Here is a 21,156-nt window from a genome sequence, read left to right as displayed (position 1 = left end):
AAACGAGGAGTCCATGCGGCCCACCCCACTCATGCGTTTCCTGCTCGCCGTCCCCCTGGCACTGGCCCTCGCGGCCACCGCCGCGCCCGCGCAGGCCCTGACCCCGGCGGGCGGCGTGCAGCCCGCCGACCCACCGGCCGTCACCGCCGAGCGGGCGTGCGCACCGGCGTCGCCCGCCGCGGCGGACGCACCGACCACGGTGCTGACCGCCCCGGACGGCACCGTCGCCGAGGTGCCGTCCGACCTGCGGGGCCCCTGCCTCGCCCTGATCCGCACCGACCTGCCCCCGCTGCGGCGCCTCCAGCCGGACACCGAGCCCCCGGGACTCGGCGCGCGCGACCTCCAGGCCGCCTACAACCTGCCCCGCAACGGCGGCGGGGAACGGACGGTGGCCATCGTGGTGGCCTTCGACGACCGCACCGCCGAGAGCGACCTCGCCGTCTACCGCGAGCAGTACCACCTGCCGCCGTGCACCACCGCCAACGGCTGCTTCCGCAAGATCAACCAGAACGGCGGCAGCACCCCGCCCCCGACCACCGACCCCGGCTGGGTCGTGGAGGCCGCCACCGACCTCGCCTCCGTCAGCGCCACCTGCCCGGACTGCCGTCTCCTGCTGGTCGAGGCCGACAACGACCTGCTCAGCAACGAGATCCACGCGGTCGGCCAGGCCTTCCAGCAGAACGCCACGTTCATCTCCATGAGCTTCGGCGCGCCGGAATTCCCCAACCAGACGCTCGTCGACGCGTTCTTCTTCCACCGCGGCATCGCGTTCGTGGCCAGCAGCGGTGACAACGGCTACCCCAACCCGCTCTACCCGGCGGCCTCGCAGTTCGTCACCGCCGCCGGCGGCACCAGCCTGCACCGGGTGCGGCCCCCGTTCCTGCCGTTCAACCGCCCGGGCTGGTCCGAAAGCGCGTGGTCCGGCGCCGGCTCCGGCTGCTCGCTCTTCGACCCGAAGCCGTCCTGGCAGCACGACCCCGGCTGCGCCAACCGCACCATCGCCGACGTCTCCGCCGTCGCCGACCCCGGCACCGGCATCGCCGTCTACGTCACCGACCCCAACGACGGGGCCGGCTGGCAGGTGGTCGGCGGCACCAGCGTCGCCGCACCCCTGATCGCCGGCATGTACGCGGTGGCGGGCACACCCGGCGCCAACGACTTCGCCGCCTCCTACCCCTACGCCCACCCCCGGGCCTTCAACGACATCACCACCGGCTCCAACGGATCGTGCGGCGGCTCCTACCTCTGCACCGCCGGCCCCGGCTACGACGGCCCCACCGGCCTCGGCACCCCCCACGGCGTCCGCGGACTGCGCCGCTGACCCTCCGACGAAAAGGCGTGGCGGTGCGGAGGCGAGTTGACCAGGATGACGCCGTGACGATCACCATCCGCACCGCGACCGCCGCCGACGCCGCCCTCCTCGCGCGGCTCAACGACCACGTCCACGCCCTGCACGTCGAACACCGCCCCGACCTCTTCACCCCGTCCCCCGACGCGGCGGCCCACTTCGAGGAGCAGATCACCGCTCCGGCCGTCACCGTCTTCGTCGCCGAGGCGGCGGACGGCACACCCGCCGGCTACGCGGTCGCCCGCATCGTCCACTGGCCGGGCAACACCTTCGCCGTCCCCGACGACGTCGTCTACCTCGACCAGCTCTCCGTCTCCCCCGACGCCGCCCGCACCGGCGTCGGCTCCGCCCTCCTCGACGCCGTCCGCGCCCACGGCCGCTCCGCAGGCTGCCGCCGCCTGACCACCGCCGTCTGGCACTTCAACGAGCCGGCCCGCGCCTTCTACGAGTCCGCCGGCCTCAGCCCGATGAACCAGCAGATGGACCAACTGCTCTAGTACTGGAAGAGAACTTCCGGATTGTCCGGCGAGGGCCCGTCCAGCAGCGGACTGTGGATCCCCTTCAGCGTCCGGTCGAAGAACGCTGTCACGTACTCACGCGTGATCACGATTCCACGTTCGGGGTCGAGGGCCGGCGTCGGGAACCCGGCCTGCTCCTCGAGCAGGTCCACGTCGGTGAAGCTGGGGTGGTTGGCGCCGGTGACCGTCAGCCACTTCTTGTAGCCGCCGAGGGCGGCCCAGGTCTGCCCCCACGTGGTGTCGAAGCCGTCGGCCACGTGGGTGTCGGTCTCGCCCAGCATGAGGAACGGGCGGTTGATCCGGCCGGGCACCGGCACCGGGTAGAACTTGCCGTCCATGTTCACCCCGGCCCGTACTCGCGGGTCGGCGATCATCGTGGCGGCGGCCGCCGCTCCGCCGATGGAGTGTCCGGCCATGCCGATCTCGTGCTTGTCGATGAGGTGTGCCAGGGGCCACGCGGTATTGCCGTGCGTCAACTGGTCGATCACGAAGGACACGTCCAGCGCGCGGCCGGCGGTGACCGTGTCCATGTCGAGGTTCGGGTCATCGCAGATCGCGCACGGCGGCGTCCGGCCGTCCGCCAGCGTTTCGCCGCTGTCCCCGTTGGTGTCGCCGACGAGCGCGACGACGTAGCCCTGACTGGCCAGCTCGGTCGCGAGCGAGGTGAGCACCATGCGCGGGTCCCCGAACCCGGGTGAGAGGACCACCAGCGGATACTTGCCGTGTCGCGGCCGAGCGCCGTCGAAGGCGTGAGTGGTGACGCTGGAAACGTTCTGTGGGGTGATGCCGGAGCTCGCCGGTATCTTCGCGCGCTGGATGTGTCCGGCTGCCTCGGCGAGGGTCATGTAAGGGGCCGGAGTCCCGGTCCCGGGGACGGCCGGGTAGACCATCGTGACGGTCAGTTGGCGGGGGCCGGATGACGGCACCCACGGGTCGGGACGGCTCGCGTCGGTGAGGTGGATGACGTCCTCGCCGGCGGCGTAGGGGCCGGTCGGCGCGGGGAGCGCGCCTTGGAAGGACCGCGTGGGCGCGGTAGCCGTGGCCGTGGCCGGTGCGGCGTCGAACGCGTGCGTGGCCACCGGTATGGCCGACGGTGTGGCCGACGGTGTCGTCGTGGCGGCGAACCCGGCCCCGGTTCCGGTGACGAGGGCGGCGAGCGCCAGCATCGCGACGGCGTTGACACGGTGATTGCGTTTCATGGGATCGACGCTAGGTTCCGCAGCTCCGCATCGAATCGGCCCGTGGATGTAAACGTTCCGGTGTCGTTCGTAGCCCCGGCGAGGTACCGGAGTCACCCGCCGGGAGTACGTCGTGCGGCGCGGGGTTCCTCGCGCCGGCATCGTCGAGCGCCGACTTCGTCTTGGCCTCCGACGAACACGACGCCGAGCCCTACCCCTGGACCCACGACGGCAGCCCACTCAAAGCCGCATGAACTCCCGAAGGATCAACGCGGCGCTGCACTAGTGACGGTGGTGGTTGTCGGGCTGGCCCGGGTCGCCCGGGTGTTCCAGTCCGGCTACGAGGGTGAGGCGGGCTGCCCGTTCTCGGTCGAGCCAGCGGGTGAAGGCCGCGCGGCGGGTGGCGTCGTGGACGGTGGTGGTGATGTCGGGGGTGTCGGGGGTGTCGGGGGTGGTCGAGTGCTCGGAGATGAGGGTCGCTGTCCAGCGGCCTGCGGTGACTCGTTCTCCTCTCGGGGCCTTGCGCAGGGCGTCGGCCAGGGCCAGCGGGAGCGATTCCGGGGCCGCCTCGCACTCACCGTCGGGGAGCGCCACGCGCCAGACGACGGACGGCGGGCGGGTCGTCATCCGGCGGTAGTGGGCCGATTCGTCCTCCGACGGCTCGACGTCCGCCGTGACGGCCTCGTAGACGGCCCGCACGGCGGCGCTGCCTTCGAAGGCCGCTGCCGTGATGGAGCCCAGCTCGACGGCTGCTTGTTGGTCGAGGTGGACGGGCGCCCCATCCGCCACCGCCAGGCCGCGTTCGGCCGCGACCGCCTCGCACAGGGCCTCGGTCAACATCACCTGGGCCACCCACCTTGTGAGTTGACGGTCCTCCGGGCTTCCGGGCTGCGGGAGGGCCGTGGAGCGCGGGCCGTTGCGCAGAACGGCGAGGCGGCGGTCGAGGTTCCTGCGCGACAGCGGGCGGCCGTCGAGGTGGCCGAGAGTCACCGGCTGACCTCCAGGGCGACGGTCGGGCTGTACTGGCAGCGGCCGAACCACATCACCTTGGCCAGCGCCCAGTACTTGCCGGGGTCGGCGTCCTCGGGGACAGTGACGGCGAAAGTGACGGCGGAGGACTCGCCGGCCGCCACGGTGAAGCCCCGGACGGGCGCCGGGATCGCCTCCCAGGTGCCCCAGGGGGAGACCACCTGCACCTCGCCTCGGATCTCGCTCCGGGTGCGGTTCGTCAGAGTCAGGGTGAGGTTCGTCCGGACACCGGGAGTGAGAACGAGGGCCTCGGAAGAGACCGCTACCTCCAGACCCGTGTCCCGGCCGCTCGTCGCCTTCGTGCCCTGGGTGGCCACCCACTCCTCGGGGGCCTCACCCGGGACGGGCAGCAGGTCGGGCAGGTCGCCGACGGCGATCGTCACCACGTCCTCGACCTCCTGGCCGTCGTGCTCCAGCCGCACGGCGGCGAAGTACAGGCCCGGCGGGACGTCCGCAGGCGGGGTGAGCGTCACCGGGAAGCGCACGTGGCCGCCCGCCTCCAGACGGTACGGGCGGCTGCCGAGGCTCGTCCGCCAGCCCTCGGGCGGCAGGACCACGGCCGTGCCCTCGACCGCAGCGTCGCGCAGGTGCGAGGAGAGGGCCGCAGAGACCGACACCGGCTCCCCCACCGTCCGCAGCAGGCCGGGCGAGACGCCCACCGACACCGGCAGATAGCCGAGCGGTGCCGGGCCCCGGTTGTGCAGCCAGTAGCGGGCGTGAACGGGCTGGGCGGCCTCCGCCTCCGGGCCGAGGGCGGGGCCCTCCGGGGGTGACGTGAGGGCGGGAGCCGCCAGCAGCGTCACGATCTGCGAGCCGGAGAGGTCGAGGTCGGCCGGGCCCGCGGGCCGTTCCAGCAGGTCCGCCTGCCGCAGGTCGCCCAGGCCCAGCGCGCCTCCGAGCGTCACCGTCCGTCCGAAGCCCGTCGACTCCACCAGACGGACAGCGAGATCCGAACCCACCGACGCCGCCGACCCGTGCGCGATCGGGTTGCCCGCCGGCTTCAGCGCGCTCAGCAGCACCTCCCGCTGCGGCTCGACGCGCAGCCACGACAGGGTGGACGGCAGCGGGCCCTCCTGGGCGGGCACAACGCGGCCGTACAGCGGGTGGTTGAACTCCTGCCCCTGCGCGGGCAGCGCCTGCGCGCGCCAGTCGCCCGCTCCTCCGACCAGCGCGTAGCTGAACTCGCGTGTCCAGTGCTGGAGTTGGAAAGAGGTGCCGTCGGGAACTGTCCGCCGGGGCGGGTCGATCCAGACGCCGGACGGCCAGCCGGTGCAGGAGCGCATCAGCGAGAGGTGCAGCGCGCCGGTCGTGTCCACCGCGAAGCCGGGCAGGCCGTAGCTCAGCAACGCGACCGTGTGGTCGGCCAGTTGGGCGTCCGGATCGTGGACCGGGCAGACGGCCTCGATCCGCGCGTCCGCCAGGTCCGCCGCCGGTCCGGCCGGGTCCGTGACGACGAGCGCCGGGAGCGCCCGCAGGTCCCGCAGGTCGGCGCCGGGCCGCCACGCGTCCGCCAGCGGCGCGACCGCCGGCACCCACACCGCACCGTGCGCCTTGAGCACGCTCGCGTACTCCTCTCCCGCCCGGTCGATCAAATCCCTGGCCACAGAGTTGACTTCCGGGCCGCCCACGACGATCCGGAAGTCCGGCAGGTTGGAGTCCACGTCCAGCCAGCCGTACCGGGCCCAGTCGGCGCCCGAAGTCGTGGCCGTGACGCCGACCCGGGCGAGCGCCACGACGAGATCGCGGACGCCGGCCGCCGAGTCCAGCGCCGGCACGACGACCTCCGCCACGCCCAACGCCCGCTCACCGAGGACCGACCCCGCCGGGTCGCGGAGCATCGCGCGGGCCGTCGCGCCGAGGCCGAACCAGGTGTTGGCCGGATTGTCGAGCGTCCACGGCGCCTCCGCCGAGTCCACGTCGGGCATCGCGAAGCCCCGCCCGACGACCGCGCCCGCGACCTCGCTGACCGGCAGCGCGCCGGGGAGGTCGACGGGGAAGCGCAGTCGCAGCAAGCGGTCGGCACCGGAGTGGTCGACCACCCGGGTCCGGCAGTCGACCCGGTCGAGCCCGTGCCACAGCGTGACCGTCTGCTCGTAGCGGACGGCGTCCACGGAGCCCGCGATCACCAGCCGCTCCCCGAGCGGCCCGACCTCCCGCCGGACGACAGCCGCCCCCGCACCAGACCCGACCACCGGTCCCTTGGGCAGCAGGTGCCAGGGGCCCTCGCCGAAGTCGGGGTGCTGCGGGTACTCCTCGTAGACGCGCAGCTCGTTGCCGATCGCGCCGTCGCGGATCAACTCCCGTTCGTGCAGCCGGTCGTAGACCGAGGCGAGACCGCCACCGCGCGCCGGATCCGCCCGCACCCGGTACCGCCCGTTGGCGATCGTCCACCCGTCCTCGGCCGTCCAGGCGTCGACCGGCTCGCCCGACGGCACCAGCCGCCACGTGCGCCACCCCAGCGCGGGAACGTCCGCCGCCAGGAACCGCAGCGTCCCCCGGTCGACGACGCTCGGCACCTCCGCACCGAGCGGGTCCAGCACCCGTACCGCGCGAACGTCCGGGGGCAGCCGCACGGCGACCAGATCCGTGCGGTCGAACGAGAGCGTGTTCGTCACGACCACCCCAGAACCGGTCCCCTCAAGGGAGATCCGGGCGGCCAGAGCGTCCAGCGCCGCGTCCCGCACCTCCGCCGCGAGGTCGTGCGCCTCGCGCCAGCCACCGAGCAGGTCGAGATACACCTGGTCGGACTCGGAGCCGGTGATGGCATCGTGGTGGGCGCCGTACGCGAGGTGGCGCCACACCTTGTCCATCGCCGCCGACGGGTACCGGCCGAGCCCGTGGACGGATGCCAGCGTGGCGAGCTTCTCGGCGTCCACGGCGGCGACCTCGCCCGCGCGCTGGGCCTGCTTGGTGTCGATGTACGAGACGTCCTTCCCGGTGTACACCGGGTTCATGTCGCGTGTCTGCGGGCTCAACCGGCGCCCCGTGGAGGCCAGTTCGGACCGGACGGCGTCGAGGAAGTCCCTCGGCGTCCCACACACGAAGCGCGGCCACAGGTACTTGGCGGCCCAGGAGCGGTGGATCGCGGTGACCCACTTGTTGGGCGGGGTGTAGTCCGTCCCGACGGGCAGCAGCAGGTTCCGCGTCGCGCCGACGGGCTTGAGCTTCCGGTACAGGTCGTGGACGGCCCGTTCGGCGGTGGCGAGGTCCGGGGAGGAGTCCATCCACCAGCCGGCCGAGTAGTGGTGCGGCATGTAGTGGGTGAGGACGCCGTCGCCGCTCGGGGCGATCCACTCGAACTCGCTCGGGAACTGCATCACCCGGGCGTCGTCCTTGCCCTCGCGGAAGTTCTTCTGGATCGGGCCCCACTGGTGGAACGGCCCGCGCGCCCAGGCGCTGCCGGTGAGGCCGGCCGCGGCGAGGTGCCCGGGGAACTGCGGGTCGTGCCCGAACACGTCCAGCTGCCAGGCGGTTTGCGGATCGCCGCCGAGGATGTCGCGCTGGTAGCCGATGCCGTACACGATGTTGCGGATGGTCGTCTCGGCGCCGGTGAGGTTGGTGTTCGGCTCGTTGTAGGTGCCGCCGACCAGCTCGACCTGGCCGCGCGCCAGCAGCGTCCGGAGCTCCGCCCGTCGCTCGGGATGCTGGTCGAAGTACGGTTTCAGGTAGTCGACTTCGGCGAGGACGAACTTGTAGACCGGGTCGCGCAGCGCGAGGTCCAGGTGCGCGTCGACGAGCGCGAAGCCGTTGCGCTCCCAGACCGGGCGGGTGGTCGCGTCGGCGGAGAGCAGTTCCCAGGGGGAGGTGTAGGCGGCCTGGGTGTTCCACCAGACCGGGTCGTAGTGGAAGTGCGAGACGAGGAACATCGTCCAGCCGGGCTCGGCGACCTCGACGACGGCCTCGACGACGGCTTCGGCCTCGAAGTCCCCGGCCGTCACGGTGACCGGCAGCCGGGCCCCGACGGCGGCGCCGGTGATCTCCAGCGGGACTTCGACCTCTCCCGTGCCGGCCGCCTCGCCGCGCACGCCGGGACCGCTGACGGCGATCCGGGCGGAGGGGCCGTCGACGGTGACTCGCAGCACCTGGCGCGGGGCGTCCTCGGGGCCCACGAACAGGTCGGTGCTCTCGACGGCGGTGATGGTGACCGGCACGGGGAGGGTCCTTTCCAGTGAACGGGGGTTACTTGCCCCAGGCCTCGAACTCGTAGATGCGGGCGGCCGGATCGGAGTTCTGCGTGGGCTTGGTGACGACCAGCCGGACGTACCGGGCGGACACGTTCACCCCGTGGGTGGTGACCCCCGCCGTGTTGCCGGTGACGTTCGCGACCGTCGTCCACGGGTCGGTGGCGTTGGAGCGCACCTGGATCGAGAAGTCCCGGGTGTTGTAGGAGGCGCTCTCTCCGCCCGCCGACGCGTGCTCGACCACGAACTTCGACAGCTGCTTCGCCGAACCGAGGTCCACCTGGAGCCACTTGGCGGAGGTCAGGGTGCACCACTTGTCGCTCGTGCCGCCGTTCACGCTGCCGTTGACGGCCTTCGCCGGCCCCTCGCCGGCGTTGCACTGGCCGGAGGCGGTGGCGGGCCGGTTGAGCGCGAGGTTGCTGCCGGAGGGCGCGGCCGTCCAGGCCACCGTGGTGGACACGGCCGCCGAGCGGCCGTACGTCGTCGAGACCGCCTCGACGTCGACCACCGTACTGTCCTCGCCGCCCGCCCGGTCCAACTTGCCGACGAAATAGGCATCGTTGGGCGTGGCACCGAGGAACGTCCGGGTGCCGTCGGCGTTGCGCCGGTACACCTCGTAGTGGTGGACGTTGCCGCCGGGCGCCGCCGTCCACGAGAGCCGCAGGGACTGGCTGGCGCCGGCCACCACGTCGCTCGCGCCGAGGACGGTGAGCCCTGCGGGCGCGGCCGGAGCCTCCACCGAGCCGTCGTAGACGGCGAGTTGGCCGATCCGGACGTCGTACGCGGGGTCGGACCCTTCGACCCGGAGCCCGATCCGGGCGATCGTGCGGCCCGCGTACGGCGACAGGTCGAGGGTGTGGCGCTCCCAGCCCGTACCGGTGTTGGCGCCCACGTCGAGGGTGGTGAAGCTGTCCGGCGCGTCGGTGAAGGAGACCGCGGCCTTGAGCTTGGTCGGCCCGGCGGCCGGGGTCTTCACCACCACCGACAGCTGCGTGTTCGCCGCGACGGGCAGGCTGCTCTGGTAGAGCCGCACGGTGTTGGCGGAGTCGAGCGTGCCGGTGAGGCGCAGCGAGGAGCCGCCCTGGTAGGCGTCGGTGAAGTCGACGGACGGGGTGAGCCTGCTGCCGTCGGAGTCGACGACCCAGCGGTAGGTGGGCGGAACGTCCTGGAGGGAGAGGTTGTTCCAGCCGCCGGTGGCCACGCGGGTGCCGCCGGCGTTGTAGAAGTCCCCTTGCCCGGTGTCGAAGTTGGTGACGAACGGCTTGGCCGTGACGGGCGAGGACTCGGCGACGTAACTGGCGAGGCCGGGCCAGGAGTCGGACAGGTTGGTGTTGGAGGGGTCGGCGTTGGCGCCGACCCAGTAGCGGGAGTCCTTGGCGTAGAAGTCGTTGCGGTCGGTGGCGGACTTCCAGGTCCACTCGGGCCGGTAGAGGCCGAGCGAGGTGGTGTGCGGCTGCCCGGCGGGGAAGAGCGTGTTCCAGTCGACGCTCGTATTGGAGCCGTTGGCCTCGGTGTCGATGCCGGAGTAGAGCTCGTACTCGCTGCGGCCGAGTTGCCGGGCCAGCGTGCGGGAGGAGTCCAGACCCGACGGCGTCCAACCGAAGTTGAGGAACATCGAGTCCGAGGTGCGCTTCGAACCGTCCTGCAGGAACGGCGAGTTCGCGGTGGTGAGCGCATTCTGCCAGTCGACGGCGCCGGAGGTGGTCATGGCGTCGTACCACATGAAGTCGGTGCCGCCGCTGCGCGCCTTGGTGTACTGCATGAGGTCGCGCAACTGCCCGGCGAGGGCCTGATCGCCGCCGCCCGTCTCCTGGTTGATGAACCAGCCGTCGAAGCCGTAGTACTGGGCGGCCTGGACGAGCTTGTCGGCGACGGGGTAGCGGTCGCCGGACTTCTGGACGAAGTCGCGCACCCACTGGAGTTGGCCGCCGTAGGCCGCGGGCGGGAAGAAGACGGTGCCGTAGACCTTGACGCCGTTGCGGTGGGCCGCGTCGATGACGGTCGGGTTGGGGGCGAGGATGAGACCTTCACCCGCCGAGCCGCCCCAGAAGACGAGCTTGTCGACGTACTGCCAGTAGCCGAAGGCGTAGTAGTTGGGGTCGGCGGAGCCCTGGGAGGGGTTGTTCGAGGTGGGGGCGAAGGAGACCAGGGAGGCTATCTTCCCTTCCCCCGCACGGGCGTTGGGGTTGGCCGCGAGGGACGGGTCGCTGGTGCGCGGCTGGAGGGGGACGCGGGAGCGGTTGAAGCGGGCGTCGGGGTCGGTGGACGGGTCCCAGGTGAGGATGGTGCCGGGGTACCAGTACGACGCGTAGGGCTGATTGCCGGCCGCGGCGGCCTTCACGGCCGGGGGTGCGGCGGCCGGGGGTGCGGCGGGCGAGGCGTGGGCGGCGGGCACGACGCCCAGCGCGGCGGCGGCGAGCGCGGCACTGAGCAGCAGGGGGAGACGTCTGGACATGCGCTGACTCCGATCGAGCGGAGGAGGGCGCGGGCCCACCGGCGCGGCGGGCCCGGGTGCATGCGGGCGTGACGATGCGCATCGGAGGAGGCGCCGGCGATCGGCTGACGGTACGCAATCAACGGGCAGGGTGCCGGACCCCCTCGGCGCAGCGAGGCTAAACCGGTTCAGAACCGCTGTCAACGACCCGCGCAACAACCGCCCCCACGGGTGAAACGGCCGCGGCCCCGGGCGGTGCCGTCGACTCCCGGACGGTCAGCCGCGGCGTCGGCATCTGGAGGTCCCGCCCGGGCCCGGCCCCGTCCAGGGCCTCCAGCAGGCTGCGCGCCACCTGCTCGCCGAGGGCGAAGGTGTCCCGGCTGAGCGCGGTGAGCGGCGGGTGGACGATCCGGGCGAGCACCGAGTCCTCGAAGGAGACGATCGACAGCTCGCCGGGCACCGCGACCCCCATCTCGCCGGCGACGCCCAGGCCGGCCACCGCCATCACGTCGCTGTCGTAGACGATCGCGGTGGGCCGCCGGGCGCGCGAGAGCAGCGTGCGGGTGGCCGCGGCGCCCTCGGCGTCGCTGAAGTCGGTCGGCACCGAGACCGCCTCCTCCAGCCCGAGCCGGCGCGAGGCGTCGCGCAGCGCGCGGATCCGCCGCTGGGTGTGCTGGAAGTGCGGGAGCCCGGCGAGGTGGGCGATCCTGCGGTGCCCGATGGCGGCCAGGTAGTCGACGATGGAGAGCATCGCCTCCCGGTCGTCGGCCCAGATCCGCAGCCGGCCGCCACCCTTGCCGGGCCCGCCCAGGACGACCGCGGGCAGCCCGAGTTCGTCCAGTACGGGCAGCCGCGGGTCGCGGGTCTGCAGGTCGACGACGATGAAGCCGTCGACGCGGTGCTCGGAGGCCCAGCGCCGGTAGACCCCGATCTCGGCGGCGGTGTCCTCGACGACCATCAGGTGCAGCGCGACCGAGCTGGCCGAGAGCACCGCCTGGAGCCCGGAGAGCAGCTGGCCGAAGAACGGCTCGACCCCGATGGTGCGGGCGGGCCGGGCGATCACGAGGCCGACGGCGTCGGCCCGGGCGCCGCCGAGGGCGCGGGCGGCGCTGTGCGGCCGCCAGTTCATCTCCTCGGCGACCCGCAGGATCCGGGCCCTGGTCGCCTCGCTCACGCCGGGTCTCCCGTTGAGCGCGAAGGACACCGCGCCCTTGGAGACACCGGCCTGTCGGGCGATGTCGGCGATCGTCGGTCTGCCCACGGGACCCGACTCCTCTCGTCAACTTCACTCGGCCATGAGGGGCCAAGCTTGCAGGTAGCGCCCAACTGGCTGTTGGGTGGACTCCCACGTCCAGCCTCCGCACCCTATGGTGCGGGGGCAGGGGCGGATGACCGCCGCCCCGCGTTCCACGCAGCCTCTGCCCGGTGGGCGATGTTGCGGGAAGCGTTCCGGTCGGCGTGCGCAACGACGCCGCACGACCGGCATGCGAAGGCGGCCTGATCAGGCCGGTTCCTACGGTCTGTGTAGTGGCACACGGAGCATTCCTGGCTGGTGTATGCCGGGTCGACGTACACCACCGGGACGCCGACCCGTTTGGCCTTGTAGGCGACGAAGGCGCCGAGTTGGGCAAAGGCCCAGGAGTGCAGCGTAACCCGTTGGGGCTTGCGGAGCCGTGCCCGCTGCCGAATACCGGATAGGTCTTCCAGTCCGATTCCGGCAGTGGTGCGTTCAGCCTCGGTCACGATGCGCTTGGAGATACAGTGGTTGACGTCCCTGGCGCGGCGGGACTCCTTACGGGAGAGCCGCTTCAACACCCGCTTGGCTGACTTGGTGCCCTTCGTCTGAAGCTTGGCCCGCAGGTCCTGCATGCGCTTGCGGTGCCGGTTCAGGCCGCGTCCGGCGGCACGGTAACCGATGCTGGTGGTGGCGATGTTGGTGATACCGAGGTCCACGCCGATCCATCCGGTCGGCTCGAATGCCTCAGCCTCGGCTACGTTGCAGGCTGCCATCAGGTAGAACGCGCCATCGCGCGCCACCAAATCGGTTTCGCCCTTACGGTGCTCACGGAGCATCGCAAGGACCTCTGCGGAGCACGCGAAGGGGATGCTCTTCACACGGCCAGCGGTGGTCCAGATGCTCACCGTCCGATCATCCAGCCGCCAGGACAGGCAGCGGTCGTCGTATGCCTGAGCGGCATCGGGGCGGAAACTGATCGGTTTGGACTCGGCGCGTTCGCGTCGCTTGTCGCCGGGCCCGTCCCGGCGCGGATGTTCGCCGCCAGGGTGGCATAGGCGTCGGCGACCTTGCGTATGACATGCAGCGCGGGCTGCGCGGACAGCCCGGCACCCTTCAGCTTGAGGTAGGCCGCGCTTTGCAAGGCCCTCCGGGACTGCTCCCCCGTACGAAAAGCCAGCTCGGAGACACGGTTGGCCTCTCGGTTGCACGTGGACAGGGTGTCGCGCAGTGCCGTCGCCACATCCGGCGACGGCATCAGCTTGACCTGAACTGCCGTCAACACTGGGTAACCGTAACATGCTTCTGCGTCACTCCAGCGGGTCTCAACCCAGCGCACAGCGAGGGCACAACACTGCCTACACCTTGCACGCGGACTTTTGGCGCCACCCCCAGCCGCTAGCTCATATTGACAGCCGAGTCAGGTCGGAGCATAGTCCCTGAAATAGCTAGACCGGTTTAGCAAATGAGGTTTCAGGAAGACGGCACACCAGCCGGCGCAATCCCACCTACCCAGGACCGGGAGACCCTCAATGCGAAGAATCTGGGCGGCACTGACGACAACGGCGATCACCGCCGCCGCACTCACGGGGTGCGGACTCGGCTCCGGCGACAGCAAGAACGGCGACAGCGTGGCCAGTGCGGCCGCGACCGGCGAGGTCAAGGGCAAGGTCTCGCTCCAGACCTGGGCGCTCAAGCCGAAGTTCACCGACTACATGCAGGGCGTGATCGACGGCTTCAAGAAGAAGTACCCGGGCGTCGAGGTCGACTGGCTGGACCAGCCCGGCGACGGCTACTCCAACAAGGTGCTCAGCCAGGCCGCCGCGGGCGACCTCCCCGACGTGGTCAACCTCCCGCCGGACTTCGCCCTCCCCCTGGCGAAGAAGGACCTCCTCCTCGACGTCTCCAAGGCCGACCCGAAGCTCGCCGACGAGTACGTCAGCGGCGGCGTCGACGCCTACCGCTTCGCCGGCCAGGACGGCGTCTACGGCTACCCCTGGTACCTCAACACCGATGTGAACTACTGGAGTTCGGACCTCCTCACGCAGAACGGCCTGGACCCGAAGAAGCTCCCCGCCAACCTGGACGAACTCATCGCCCAGGCCCGCGTCATGAAGGACAGGTCCGGCGGCAAGGCCTACCTGATGAGCCGCAAGCCGGGCATCGGCGACCTCTACAACGCCGGCGTGAAGATCCTGGCCGACGACGGCAAGTCCTTCACCTTCAACACCCCCGAGGCCGCCGCACTGCTCGACAAGTACCGCGACGCCTTCAAGGAGGGTCTGCTGCCCAACGACGTCCTCACCAACACCTACGCGGGCAACAGCAAGCTCTTCAACTCCGGCACCGCGGCCTGGACCACCGCCGGTGCCAACTACATCACCTCGCTCGCCACCGACAACCCCACGCTCGCCCCCAAGGTCGTCCCGTCCGCCGCGTTCAACACGCCGCCGCTGTACGTCCAGGGCGTGTCCATCCCGAAGAGCACCAAGAACCCGGCCGCCGCGGTGGCCCTGGCCCGCTGGCTCACCAGCCCCGAGAACCAGGCCGGGCTGGCCCACCTGACCAGCGTCTTCCCGTCCACCAAGGCCTCCGCCGACGACCCGTTCTTCAGCAAGGGCGACGGCACCAACGCGGGCGACGCCAAGGTGATCGCCTTCGCCTCGCTCGCCAAGGCGAAGCTCATCCAGCCCGTCGTGATCGACGACGCGATGAGCACGGTCGTCAACCAGCAGATCGCCCTGGCGATCAGCGGCCAGGCGAGCTCCAAGCAGGCGCTCGACTCCGCGGTCCAGCAGTGCGACAAGCTGCTCAAGGGCTGATCCCGCGGGCCCGGACGGCGGGCGCCCCCACCCCGCCGCTCCCGGGAACGACCGCACCGCCCCCAGGCCCCAGGAAGGCACTCCGCATGACCCACCGGCGCTGGTTCACACCCTGGCTGCTCGCCGGGCCCGCGATACTCTGGCTGGCCGTCTTCAACCTGTGGCCGGCCGTCAACACGGTGATCCTGTCCTTCACCAACGCCAAGCCGCTGGGCGGCGGCACGTTCACCGGCCTGGAGAACTACGGACGCCTCCTGGACGACGAACAGCTGGCCGACGCCCTGGTCAACAGCATCGTCTTCATGCTGGTCTGCCTGCCCCTCCTGACGGTCCTGCCGCTGCTGCTCGCCCTGCTCGTCCAACGCAAGATCCCCGGCATCACCTTCTTCCGCACCGCCTTCTACACCCCCGTCATCGCCTCCGCCGTCGTCGTCGCCCTGATCTGGGGCTGGGTACTGGACGACCGCGGCCTCGTCAACGGCGTCCTCCAGCAGAGCGGGCTCACCGACACCCCGGTCACCTTCCTCACCGACCGCTGGCTCCTCCTCTTCAGCGCCATCGCCCTGACCACGTGGAAGGGCCTCGGCTACTACATGGTCATCTACCTGTCCGCCCTCGCCAACGTGCCGCGCGAGCTGCACGAGGCCGCCGCCGTCGACGGCGCGAGCCCGCTGCGCCGGCTGTGGCACGTCACGCTCCCGGGCGTGCGGCCGACGATGATGCTGGTCTCCGTGCTCATCTCGGTCAGCTCCCTGCGCGTCTTCTCCGAGCTGTACGTGCTCTCCAACGGCCAGGGCGGCCCCGGCGGCCGGGACATGTCCGTGGTGATGCTCATCCAGATGTACAGCCGCGGCTTCACCGGCCACCTCGGCTACGCCTCCGCGCTCAGCCTGCTGCTGTTCGTCATCACGCTCGGCCCGATGCTGCTCCTGACGCGCCTGAACCGGAAGGCGGACTGAACCCGATGGCGACCCGACGCTCCAGGGCGTTCAACACCCCCACCCCCGCGCAGACGGCGGCACGCTACGCACTCCTCGTCCTCGTACTGCTCCTCGTCATCGGCCCGTTCCTGTGGCAGCTGTCAACGTCCCTCAAGGGCCCGGGCGAGGACGTGTACACCCGGACGCCGGACTTCCTGCCCGAGGACCTGACCTTCGGCAACTACGGGAAGGTCGCCGACACCATCCCGGTGTGGACCTACGCCCTCAACTCCGTGATCGTGGCCGCGATCTGCATCGCGGGCAATGTCGCCGGCTGCACCCTCGCCGGCTACGCGCTCGCCCGGCTGCGGTTCCGCGGCGCCAAGCTCGTGTTCGGCCTGTTCCTCGCCACGCTCGTGCTGCCCGGCGAGGTCACGATCGTCTCCCAGTACGTGCTCGTGCGCAGCCTCGGCCTGGCCGACAGCCTGGTCGGCGTGGCGCTGCCCGGCGCGCTCGCGATGCTCAACGTGCTGCTGATGCGGACGGCGTTCGCCGCCGTGCCCGCCGAACTCGACCAGGCCGCCCTGGTCGACGGCGCCACCGTGTGGCAGCGGCTGTGGCACATCGGCCTGCCGAACGTGCGCGGCATGCTCAGCGTGATCGTCATCTTCACGTTCATCGGCGCCTGGGACGACTTCCTGTGGCCGCTGATCGTGCTCAACGACCCGCAGAAGTACACGCTCACCGTCGGACTCCAGTACCTCAACGGCACGTTCTCCGCGAACCCCCGGCTGATCGCGGCCGGCACGATGATCGCCTTCCTGCCGATCGTCCTGGTGTTCGCCGCCTGCCAGCGCTTCTTCTTCAAGGGCGTGGAAGAGGGAGCCGTCAAGGGCTAGGGCTGGTCTTCGAACCCCCGTCCCGTCTACTCGTCGAGGATCCATGACCACCGCTCCGCCCGTCCCCCGCTTCGGCGTCAACTACACCCCCACCACGGGCTGGTTCCACCACTGGCTCGACTTCGACCTCGACGCCGTCCGCGCCGACCTCGACTCGGTCGCCGCGCTCGGCCTCGACCACGTCCGGGTGTTCCCGCTCTGGCCGCTCTTCCAGCCCAACCGCACGCTGATCCGCCCGCGCGCCGTCGAGCAGCTCGCCGCGCTCGTGGACGCCGCCGAGGAGCGCGGACTCGACGTCGCCGTGGACGGCCTCCAGGGCCACCTCTCCAGCTTCGACTTCCTGCCCTCCTGGACCCGGACCTGGCACCGGCGGAACGTCTTCACCGACCCCGACGTCCTCGACGGCCAGGCCGCCTACCTGCGCACCCTCGCCGAGGCACTGCGCGAGAAGTCCAACTTCCTCGGCCTGACGCTCGGCAACGAGATCAACCAGTTCGCCGGCGACCCGCACCCCGACCCCGACCGGATCACCCCCGGGCAGGCCGACGCGTGGCTGCGCCGCATGCTCGCCGCGTGCGAGGAGGGCGCGCCCGGCCGGCTCCACCTGCACGCCTCCTACGACGCCGCCCACTACCTCGACGGGCACCCGTTCACGCCGTGGCACTCGGCGCGGATCGGCGCGGCGACGGCCGTGCACTCGTGGGTGTTCAACGGCACCGCCCAGCGCTACGGCGCCGCGTCCACCGCGACCGCGCAGCACGCCGCCTACCTGGTCGAGCTCGCGAAGGCGTGGGCGGACGACCCGGCGCGCCCGGTCTGGCTCCAGGAGGTCGGCGCCCCCGCCCCGCACATCGCCCCGGAGGACGCAGCGCGCTTCACCGGCGCGACCGTCGAGGCCGTCCTGGACTGCCCGGACCTGTGGGGCGTCACCTGGTGGTGCTCGCACGACGTCGACCGCTCGCTCGCCGACTTCCCCGAACTCGAGTACGGCCTCGGCCTGTTGACCACCGACCGGAAGGTCAAGCCGGCCGGCGCCCGGCTCGCCGAGGCCGCCGCCGAGGCGCGCCGCGCGTGGCAGCCGCCCAAGCCGCGGACGACGGCGGTGGTGATCGCCGCCGGCGACGAGGTCACGGCGCCGAAGCGCTCGGTCTGCGGGCCCGGCGGCGCGGTCTTCGAGGCGTTCATGCGCCTCACCGAGGCGGGCGCCCGTCCGACCACCGTGCTCGCCGAGCACGCCGGGGACCGCGCGCACCTGGCCGCACGCGGAATCACCGAGGTGGTCCACCCCGACGACGTACGTTCTCTCTGAGCCGTTCCCCCAGCCGAGCAACGGAGCCGCCGACATGCACGATGACCGCACCCTGGTCGAGTCCCGCCTCAAGCGCGTCCTCGACGAGCGCATCCGCCCCGCCGTGTACCCCGAGTCCGTCCCGCTGACCGTCGGGATCTGGACGGCGCCCGGCGAGCCCGTCCCGGTCGCCGAGGGCCTGGCGGCGCCGCGCTCCCCGATCACGGTCGGCGACGCCTGGGGCGCGCCGTGGGGCACCAGCTGGCTCACCGTGACCGGCACGGTGCCGCAGGAGTGGGCCGGGCGGACGGTCGAGGCGCTGATCGACCTCGGCTTCGACGCCAACATGCCCGGATTCCAGTGCGAGGGCCTCGTCTACCGCCCGGACGGCACGCCGGTGAAGGGCCTCAACCCGCAGAACCAGTGGGTGCGCGTGGCCTCCCCGGCAGTCGGCGGCGAACCGGTCCTCCTGCACGTGGAAGCGGCGTCCAACCCGGTCATCCTCGACTACCACCCGTTCCTGCCGACCGAGTTGGGCGACAAGGAGACAGCCGGCACCGAACCCCAGTACAAGCTCACCCGGATGGACCTCGCCGTCTTCGACGAGACGGTGTGGCAGCTGGTGATCGACCTGGAGGTCCTCGGCGAACTGATGGCCGAACTGCCGGTCGAGAGCGCCCGCCGCTGGGAGATCCTGCGCGCCGTGGAACGAGCACTGGACGCGATCGACCTGCAGAACGTCAACAAAACCGCCCCACAAGCCCGTTCAGCGCTGAACACCGTACTCTCCACCCCCGCGGCCCCATCCGCCCACCGGATCAGTGCGATCGGCCACGCCCACATCGACTCGGCCTGGCTGTGGCCGCTGCGGGAGACGGTCCGGAAGGTGGCCCGCACCACCGCCAACATGACGGCGCTGCTGGAGGACGAGCCCGACTTCCTCTACACCATGTCCCAGGCGCAGCAGTTCGCGTGGATCAAGGAGCACCGCCCCGAGGTGTACGCACGCGTGCGCAAGGCCGTGGCCGACGGGCGGTTCGTGCCGGCCGGTGGCATGTGGGTGGAGTCGGACACCAACATGCCGAGCTCGGAGGCGATGGCCCGTCAGTTCGTCCACGGGAAACGCTTCTTCCTGGACGAGTTCGGGGTGGAGAACCACGAGGCCTGGCTGCCCGACACGTTCGGCTTCACCGGCGGCCTGCCGCAGATCATCCGCAACGCGGGCTCCAAGTGGCTGCTGACGCAGAAGATCTCGTGGAGCCAGGTCAACACGTTCCCGCACCACACGTTCCTGTGGGAGGGGATCGACGGGACGAGGATCTTCACCCACTTCCCGCCCGTTGACACCTACAACTGCTCGATGAAGGGCAGCGAAATCGCCCACGCCGCCCGCAACTTCAAGGACAAGGGGGTGGCCAGGCACTCGCTCGCGCCGACCGGCTGGGGCGACGGCGGTGGCGGCACGACGCGCGAGATGGTCGCCAAGGCCGCGCGGCTGAAGGACCTGGAGGGCTCGGCGACGGTCCGCTGGGAGCGGCCGGCCGAGTTCTTCGCGAAGGCCGAGGCCGAGTACCCGAGCCCGCCGGTGTGGGTCGGCGAGCTGTACCTGGAGCTGCACCGGGCCACGCTCACCAGCCAGGCGAAGACCAAGCAGGGCAACCGGCGCAGCGAGAACCTCCTGCGCGAAGCCGAACTCTGGTGCACCACCGCGACGTTGCGGACCGGAGCCGCCTACCCGTACGAGGAGCTGGACCGGATCTGGAAGACGGTGCTGCTGCACCAGTTCCACGACATCCTGCCCGGCTCGTCGATCGCCTGGGTGCACCGCGAGGCCGAGGCGACGTACGCGGCGCTGGCCACCGAACTGGAAGCACTCATCGGCCGCGCCCAGCAGACCCTGGCCGGTGACGCCGGCGGCGGACACGACCTGGTCTTCAACGCGGCACCGCACGAACGCTCCTCGGTGCCCGCAGGCGGAGCGGCAGCAACACCGACCACGCCCGGCAACTGCGCCGCAACCGAGCGTCCCGAAGGCGGATTCACCCTCCACAACGGCCTGCTGGACGTCGTCGTCGACACCGAAGGCCTGATCACCTCCGTCACCGAGGTGGCGAGCGGCCGCGAGACCGTCGCCCCCGGCACGAGGGCCAACCTGCTCCAACTGCACCCCGACTTCCCCAACATGTGGGACGCGTGGGACGTCGACCAGTTCTACCGCAACACCGGAACGGACCTCACCGACGTCGACGCGATCACCGCCACCACCCACCCGGACCGGGCGAGCGTCCGGGTCGAGCGCTCCTTCGGCTCGTCCCGCGTCGTCCAGACGCTCACGCTGCGGGCGGGCGAGCAGCGCCTCGACATCGACACCGAGGTCGACTGGCACGAGGCCGAGAAGTTCCTCAAGGCCGCCTTCCCGCTCGACCTCCACACCGAGCGCTACGCGGCCGAGACCCAGTTCGGCCACCTCTACCGCCCGACCCACACCAACACCAGCTGGGAGGCCGCGAAGTTCGAGGCCTGCAACCACCGCTTCGTCCACCTCGACGAACCCGGGTGGGGCGTCGCCCTGGTCACCGCGTCGACCTACGGCCACGACGTCACCCGGACCGTGCGCGACACCGACGGCGGGACGACCACCACCGTCCGTTTCTCGCTGCTGCGCGCCCCGCGCTTCCCCGACCCCAAGACCGACCAGGGTCTGCACCGCTTCCACCACGCCCTCGTCCCCGGCGCGACGATCGCCGACGCCGTCCGCGAGGGCTACCGCATCGGCCTCCCCGAACGGCGGGTCACGGGCAGCGAGGAGACGGTGGCCCCCCTGGTGACGGTCGACAACGACGCCATCGTCGTGAGCGCCGTCAAACTGGCCGACGACCGCAGCGGCGACCTGATCGTCCGCGTCTACGAGGCGAACGGAGGCCGAGCGAGGGGCCGTCTGACCACGTCCTTCCCCCTGGCCGAAGCCCAGCCGTGCGACCTGCTGGAACGCCCGTGGGAGGGAACCCGGGGAGACGTGACACTGACCGAGGGCACAGTAGACCTGGCCCTCCGCCCATTCGAACTGGTCACCCTGCGCCTGAGCACACAAGGCTGACAGACCGCGCCCCCACCAGTTCCCCCCCTCAACCGCCCCCCACCCCATACCGACCCACCCCCCTCAACCACCCCCCTCCCCTCATCCCCCCGCAGGCGAGAGGGAGCGCTGCGGGAGGGGGTGGCGGAGGGGGTGGCCGCGGAGAGGGGCGTGACGGGTGATTTTCAGACTGCCAACGGTCTTAACCACCCACCCACAGAGTCGGCAG

General features: G+C 71.3%; 14 protein-coding genes. 7 read left to right on the top strand and 7 right to left on the bottom strand.

Annotated elements, in window-relative coordinates:
- Positions 1–13: 13 nt before the first annotated feature.
- On the top strand, positions 14–1,321 hold the full coding sequence (locus tag ACFXDE_RS21560) for a S8 family serine peptidase (RefSeq protein WP_380496465.1): 1,308 nt from the start codon (positions 14–16) through the stop codon (positions 1,319–1,321).
- A 53-nt stretch (positions 1,322–1,374) separates the two neighbouring features.
- The gene (locus tag ACFXDE_RS21555) at positions 1,375–1,845 is read left to right on the top strand and encodes a GNAT family N-acetyltransferase (RefSeq protein ID WP_380496464.1); all 471 of its coding nucleotides are present in this window, start codon (positions 1,375–1,377) and stop codon (positions 1,843–1,845) included.
- Here the strand turns inward: ACFXDE_RS21555 and ACFXDE_RS21550 are convergent.
- The 7 genes from ACFXDE_RS21550 to ACFXDE_RS21520 form a co-directional block, all read right to left on the bottom strand.
- Positions 1,842–3,065 (bottom strand): alpha/beta hydrolase family protein, encoded by a 1,224-nt coding sequence (locus tag ACFXDE_RS21550; RefSeq protein WP_380496463.1) that lies wholly within the window; start codon positions 3,063–3,065, stop codon positions 1,842–1,844. The genes ACFXDE_RS21555 and ACFXDE_RS21550 overlap by 4 nt on opposite strands.
- 261 nt (positions 3,066–3,326) lie before the next feature.
- Entirely contained in the window at positions 3,327–4,034 is a 708-nt protein-coding gene (locus tag ACFXDE_RS21545) for a hypothetical protein (RefSeq protein WP_380496462.1), read from the bottom strand.
- Complete coding sequence (locus ACFXDE_RS21540) at positions 4,031–8,224, bottom strand: NEW3 domain-containing protein (protein ID WP_380496461.1); 4,194 nt, start codon at positions 8,222–8,224, stop codon at positions 4,031–4,033. The genes ACFXDE_RS21545 and ACFXDE_RS21540 overlap by 4 nt, the downstream gene beginning before the upstream one ends.
- A gap of 28 nt (positions 8,225–8,252) precedes the next feature.
- Entirely contained in the window at positions 8,253–10,709 is a 2,457-nt protein-coding gene (locus tag ACFXDE_RS21535; protein WP_380496460.1) for a discoidin domain-containing protein, read from the bottom strand.
- A 157-nt stretch (positions 10,710–10,866) separates the two neighbouring features.
- Positions 10,867–11,949 (bottom strand): LacI family DNA-binding transcriptional regulator, encoded by a 1,083-nt coding sequence (locus tag ACFXDE_RS21530; protein ID WP_380496459.1) that lies wholly within the window; start codon positions 11,947–11,949, stop codon positions 10,867–10,869.
- Between the two features lie 104 nt (positions 11,950–12,053).
- Positions 12,054–12,830, bottom strand: a complete 777-nt coding sequence (locus ACFXDE_RS21525) for an RNA-guided endonuclease InsQ/TnpB family protein (RefSeq protein ID WP_380496458.1) — start codon at positions 12,828–12,830, stop codon at positions 12,054–12,056.
- Positions 12,827–13,207, bottom strand: a complete 381-nt coding sequence (locus tag ACFXDE_RS21520; RefSeq protein WP_380496457.1) for a hypothetical protein — start codon at positions 13,205–13,207, stop codon at positions 12,827–12,829. The genes ACFXDE_RS21525 and ACFXDE_RS21520 overlap by 4 nt, the downstream gene beginning before the upstream one ends.
- Before the next feature lie 247 nt (positions 13,208–13,454).
- On the opposite strand from ACFXDE_RS21520, the gene ACFXDE_RS21515 reads away from it, so the two are divergent.
- From ACFXDE_RS21515 to ACFXDE_RS21495, 5 genes are all read left to right on the top strand, one after another.
- Entirely contained in the window at positions 13,455–14,744 is a 1,290-nt protein-coding gene (locus tag ACFXDE_RS21515) for an ABC transporter substrate-binding protein (RefSeq protein ID WP_380496456.1), read from the top strand.
- 86 nt (positions 14,745–14,830) lie between these two features.
- The gene (locus tag ACFXDE_RS21510) at positions 14,831–15,703 is read left to right on the top strand and encodes a carbohydrate ABC transporter permease (RefSeq protein ID WP_380496455.1); all 873 of its coding nucleotides are present in this window, start codon (positions 14,831–14,833) and stop codon (positions 15,701–15,703) included.
- Between the two features lie 5 nt (positions 15,704–15,708).
- On the top strand, positions 15,709–16,563 hold the full coding sequence (locus ACFXDE_RS21505; protein WP_380496454.1) for a carbohydrate ABC transporter permease: 855 nt from the start codon (positions 15,709–15,711) through the stop codon (positions 16,561–16,563).
- Positions 16,564–16,606: 43 nt separating this feature from the next.
- A complete protein-coding gene (locus ACFXDE_RS21500; RefSeq protein ID WP_380496453.1) occupies positions 16,607–17,872 on the top strand; it encodes a glycosyl hydrolase in 1,266 nt (421 codons plus the stop codon).
- Between the two features lie 34 nt (positions 17,873–17,906).
- Positions 17,907–20,948 carry an alpha-mannosidase gene (locus tag ACFXDE_RS21495; RefSeq protein ID WP_380496452.1) on the top strand — a complete coding sequence of 1,014 codons (3,042 nt, stop codon included), beginning with the start codon at positions 17,907–17,909 and terminating at the stop codon, positions 20,946–20,948.
- Positions 20,949–21,156 lie beyond the last annotated feature (208 nt).

Source organism: Kitasatospora sp. NPDC059408 (assembly GCF_042751525.1).
Classification (GTDB): domain Bacteria; phylum Actinomycetota; class Actinomycetes; order Streptomycetales; family Streptomycetaceae; genus Kitasatospora.
Note: the sequence above shows the minus strand (reverse complement) of the source record. Positions and strands in the feature narration are given on the sequence as shown.